1 protein-coding gene and 1 pseudogene are annotated in these 4,144 nt (G+C 70.8%); both read left to right on the forward strand.

Features of this window, described 5'->3' with window-relative positions; genetic code table 11:
- Positions 1–1,329: 1,329 nt before the first annotated feature.
- A complete protein-coding gene (locus ACFW2E_RS29545) occupies positions 1,330–2,646 on the forward strand; it encodes a glycosyltransferase family 87 protein (RefSeq protein WP_384470127.1) in 1,317 nt (438 codons plus the stop codon).
- Positions 2,647–3,266: 620 nt separating this feature from the next.
- Positions 3,267–4,144 (forward strand): annotated as a pseudogene (locus ACFW2E_RS29550) (aminoglycoside phosphotransferase family protein); the annotation flags it as partial.

Below are 4,144 nucleotides of genomic sequence, written 5' to 3' on the forward strand. Positions count from 1 at the left end.
GTGGTTTATTCGAGTCAGGCTCCGGCGTTGGCCCGGGGACGTCCGTGAACTGGGCGGCACAGTCGAAGGGTGCCCCTTCTGCAAGGAACAGAACTCCGAGTCCGTCGCGGCGAAGGCAGGATTTCCGGCTGTGCCGGGACGATCAGGGACCGGCCTTCGGCCTCTACCGGCCCAGGCCGATCAAGGCGACGACGGCACCTTCGACCACTGCGCCGACCGCCAGGGGGCCGACCAGGCCGAGGCCGGTTCGCCGACCGGACCGACCGCTCCGTCCCCATCAACGCTGCCCGACCGGACAGGCCGTTGGAGACCAGGCAGGTGTCGGGCTCGTGGGCCGGATAAAGGCGGGACACCCGCATCTTTCCGGCGCCGGTGTCGGAGAGCGCGATGTCGTGGCGGTTCAGTGCGGTGCGCACATCGGCCACGCCGCGCTGTGGCACCACGGTGAACGCGTCGTCGTCGCCCCCGTGCGGCCGATCTTCGTCGAGCGGGTCGCGGATCTTCTCACTGCTTTCCAGGTCGTAGGAGACGATCCGCTTGTCGCCGTTCTGCTCTGCAGGGCAGGGCGGGAAGGCGTTCACGCGCTGATGGCGACGCTGGAAGGCCGGAAGCGAGGGGGACGTGTCCCGAGCGCCTCTGGTGCCAGGTCGGCCACCCAGGTGACAGTGCGATGTGGGCGGTGACCTTCACTGGCCCGCAGCAAGGAGTCATTGTCATGTCATTGGTCTCCCCGGCGCACCCGTGCGGCCGGGATGTCCGGCTACGCCCGATCAGGCCGCTCGCCCTCGGGGGCCCGTGGTTGGCCGCGCGTCTTGCGTCACCGTGGTCGCGACCGCCTGCTCGTCGTGCTCGCGCAGCATGCGTCTGACGGTCGTGGGCGAGGAGCACTGTCCCGTCCCGGTGCGCTTGCCGGCTGCGCAGGTGGCGAGCCATGGCCGGCATGGCCTCGCCTGTGACACTGCGGACGGTCTTGCTCCGCAGCCAGGCGGACTCGTGGCCTCCCGGCGGGGTCGCGGATGTCTTGCGTTGCATGCCCGAGCGGGCGGCGAGCCCCAGCGACGGGTCCGCAGACTCACGCGGTGACGATCGTGAGGCACCACCGCAGGAGCCGTATGTGCGGGTGGCGGCCTTCACTGCGGCGCACCGCGCATCGTCGTCGCTGACCGGGCCAAGCAGCCCAGCTCCGGCACGTCCCGTCGCCGGACCATCGGCGCACCCTCGGGGCCGGGATGCGGAACGCCTCTTGGAAGTACTCCGACGCCGGGCGAACCTCCCTCGCCAAGGTCCCCCCAACGAATCCTCATGTCGTCTTCAAGGTGTTGATTTCTGATGTCACAAGCCGTTCGAGAACGGGAGCCGGAGACCCGCTCCGCGGGCAAGTCCTCTCGCGGCAGGCGGCGGTGGGACCGGCCGGTACTGGTGGTGTGCGCGGTGTCGGCGCTCGTGGTGGGGCTGCTGTCTCCCGCCCACACAACGCAGCAGGCGTGGGGCCTGATCGCCGCAGTGGGATACGCCTGCGCCGCCCTGGTCGCAGCGAGATCGTCCACGCCGTGGGCCCGTACCCCAGCCGTGGTCGCGGGCATCGGCGCAGCTGCCCTGCCCCTGCTGTATCTGACGGTGATCGGCAAGGCGCAGATGGAGGTCGGCGTCGTGGAGCGGGCGGCCGGGCTGCTGTTCTCCTCCGGAACTCCGTACCACACCGCGCCGCATGCGGTACGGGACTTCAATCCCTACCTTCCCGGCATGGCGCTCTTCGGGATACCGCACGTGGTGTTCGGCGACACCCCGTTCACCAGCGCCCGCTTGTGGTTCCTTGCCGGATTCCTCGCAGCCGTAGCCGGTGCCGTGCGGGTTTTGACCGGCGGCCGGGACACCGGTACCGGCCCGGGCGGCACCGTGCACGGCATCACCGGGCGGACGGGCGTCCTGTGGCTGATCGCCTGCCCCGTCGTCGCGCTGCCACTCACCATCGGCGGCGTGGACCCGCCAGTCATCGGATTGATCTGTCTGGCGCTGGCCTTCACGCACCGGGGCCATGCCGGACGCGCAGGCCTGGCTGTGGGGGCAGCCGCAGCCCTGAAGTGGACCGCCTGGCCGGCCATCCCGGTGATGGTCGCCGTGCTCGTGGTGCGCGGCGGAAAGCGTGCCGCGTTCAAGTGCGGGGCAGCGGCCACCGGAGTCGCCGTGCTCACTATCCTGCCCGTGGCCCTGGTGGGCAGCGGCGCGTTCTACCAGAACGTCGTCCTCTATCCACTGGGTCTCGGTCCCACGGCGTCTTCCGCTCAGAGCCCCTTGCTCGGGCACCTGATCGTTTCGCTCCTTCCCCACGGCAAGGCTGTCACAGTGGCGCTCATCGCGCTGAGCGCCGCAGGCGTAGGGGTATCGCTGCTGGTCCGCCCGCCACACAACGTCATTGCAGCCGCCGACCGACTGGCCCTGGGCCTGACGCTGGCCATTGCGCTCTCCCCGGCCACCCGCATCGGCTACGCCATCTACCCCGTCGTCCTCTTCGCCTGGCCCCGCTTCACCACCGGCCTGTCGACGGACCACCCCGCCACACACCAGCTCACGAGCGAACCGGCACACCAACGCCCGACCCTGGAGAGCCGGCCGTGTCCTGCCACTTCCATGGGCGAACCCCGCTGACCACGAGGCCAGGCTCGTGCTGAGCGATTGCGTGCCCGTTGTACGCGGGCCGAACGCTCAGCCGGACACACGAACTTCGCAGTGGCGGACGACAGGCGCTGTCGGCTCCGCTGAGTACGACGCAGTCGGCAACGGTCTTGAGCCAGAGGCCCGTCCCGTGGTTCTTTGCAGATCGCACAGCGACGGCCATGGTGTGGCGATGGCAAGGCTGGGGGACGTTGCATCTGGCAGCGCGCGTATCCCCTCGCGCCGGTCTGATCAGCGGGCGTACAGCCGAAGCGATCACCAGCGGTGGGGAGCCCGCCCTGTCCGGTCAGGCTCTGGCCATGCCGCAGCAGTGTGCTGCATCATGCCTCCATGGCCGCTGGTAGACGTCTCCGATTGTTCGCATCCAAAGCTCTGTTGATGTGGGCTGCTTGCCTGGCGGGGCTCGCCGTGGCCGACGGAATCTACTGGGTCCAGCATCATCACCACCTCCCGGACGCGTCGAGCATCCGCATCGCGATGGCCGGGACTGCGTTCGTGGCAATCGTGAGCACCGCGAGCGCCACGCATCGCACGAACCGAAGGAGCCGCACCTGAAACGGCGCCGCCGCCGCTTCGAGCCCAGGGCGCTCGGTGTGCCCCACGCCGAGACCGACATCACCGCGGGGTTGGTCCGGGAACTGCTGCGCGAGCAGCACCCCGACCTGGCCGATCACCCGTTGAGGCTCGGCGCGCGTGGCTGGGACAACCAACTGTGGCGACTCGGCGACGAGTTGGCCGTCCGGCTGCCCTGGGCGACACGGTCCGCCGATGCGCTGCTGCGCAAGGAACACGCCTGGTTGCCCGTCCTCGCCCCGCACCTACCGCTGCAGGTCCCCGTCCCGCAACGCCTCGGGGAACCCTCTGAACGCTTCCCCCGGCCCTAGATCGTGACCACCTGGGTGCCGGGCACGCCTGCCGACCGCGCTCCCGCCACGCACGCTGCGGACGCGGCCGACAGCCTGGCCGCCTTCCTGGCGGCTCTTCACCGACCCGCTCCCGATGGGGCGTCCTCCGGCCGTGGCCGCGGGGGGCCGCCGGCCGACAGTGCCGAGCACTTCGCCGAACGGCTCGCCTCGGCCACTGAGCTGGGACTGCTTGCCGACGCGGGCGCCGTCCGCGCGGTGTGGGAGGACGCTGTCGCCGCGCCCCGCTGGGCGGGTCCGGCCCTGTGGCTCCACGGCGACTTGCACCCGGCCAACGTCCTCACCTCGGACGGCACCTTCTGCGGCGTGATCGACTTCGGCGACCTCTGCGCGGGCGATCCGGCCTGCGATCTCGGCGCCGCTTGGACACTGCTGCCGGACGGCGCCGCCGACCGTTTCCACCGCGCCTACCAGCCGACCCCGGACGCCGCGACCCTGCGTCGCGCCCGAGGCTGGGCAGTGCTGCGCGCCCTCGGCGGCCTCCTCATCGGAGAGGCCGGCGTCCCCCGCCGCCCCGGCGGCCCACCCACCCGGGGACCCACCCCCCC

Origin of the sequence: Streptomyces sp. NPDC058964, assembly GCF_042741275.1 — a bacterium.
In the GTDB taxonomy this organism is placed as follows: Bacteria; Actinomycetota; Actinomycetes; order Streptomycetales; family Streptomycetaceae; genus Streptomyces.